Annotated in this window: 1 protein-coding gene; it reads right to left on the bottom strand. The window is 58.9% G+C overall.

The annotated features are described in order from the left end of the window. Nucleotides 1–2: 2 nt before the first annotated feature. Nucleotides 3–1,178, bottom strand: a 1,176-nt coding sequence (gene tuf / locus ACR0AY_RS21145; protein WP_010441214.1) for an elongation factor Tu, incomplete at its 5' end; no start/stop codon positions are given.

Raw genomic sequence — 1,178 nt, 5'->3', positions numbered from 1 at the left:
GATTACTCGATGATTTTCGAGACGACGCCGGCGCCGACGGTGCGGCCGCCTTCGCGGATGGCGAAACGCAGGCCGTCTTCCATCGCGATCGGGGCGATCAGCTCGACGGTGAAGCCGACGTTGTCGCCGGGCATAACCATCTCGGTGCCAGCCGCCAGGGTCACGGTGCCGGTCACGTCAGTTGTACGGAAGTAGAACTGCGGACGGTAGTTCGCGAAGAACGGGGTGTGACGACCGCCTTCTTCCTTGGTCAGGATGTAGGCTTCGGCTTCGAACTTGGTGTGCGGTGTAACCGAACCCGGCTTACACAGAACCTGGCCACGCTCAACGCCGTCACGGTCGATACCGCGCAGCAGGGCGCCGATGTTGTCGCCCGCTTCACCGCGATCCAGCAGCTTGCGGAACATTTCAACACCAGTACAGGTGGTTTTCTGAGTGTCACGGATGCCGACGATTTCGATCTCGTCGCCAACATTGATCACGCCACGCTCAACGCGCCCCGTAACAACCGTACCACGACCCGAGATCGAGAACACGTCTTCGACCGGCATCAGGAACGGCTTGTCAACTTCACGCTCAGGGGTGTCGATGTAGTCATCAACAGCCGCCATCAGTTCCTTGATCTTCTCTTCGCCGATTTCCGGGTTGTTGCCTTCCATTGCGGCCAGAGCCGAACCTGCGATGATCGGAATATCGTCGCCGGGGTATTCATAGCTGGACAGCAGTTCGCGAACTTCCATCTCAACCAGTTCCAGCAGCTCTTCGTCGTCGACCTGGTCAACTTTGTTCATGAACACGACCATCTTCGGGATGCCAACCTGGCGGCCCAGCAGGATGTGCTCGCGGGTCTGCGGCATCGGGCCGTCAGCTGCGTTCACAACCAGGATCGCGCCGTCCATCTGGGCAGCACCGGTGATCATGTTCTTGACGTAGTCGGCGTGGCCGGGGCAGTCGACATGCGCATAGTGGCGGTTGTCGGTCTCGTACTCCACGTGGGCGGTCGAGATGGTGATGCCACGTGCTTTTTCTTCAGGCGCGCCGTCAATCTGGTCATACGCTTTGAAGTCACCGAAATACTTGGTGATTGCTGCGGTCAGCGTGGTCTTGCCGTGGTCAACGTGGCCAATCGTGCCGATGTTGACGTGCGGCTTATTACGCTCAAACTTTTCCTTTGCCAT

Source organism: Ruegeria sp. A5 (assembly GCF_056543005.1).
Note: the sequence above shows the minus strand (reverse complement) of the source record. Positions and strands in the feature narration are given on the sequence as shown.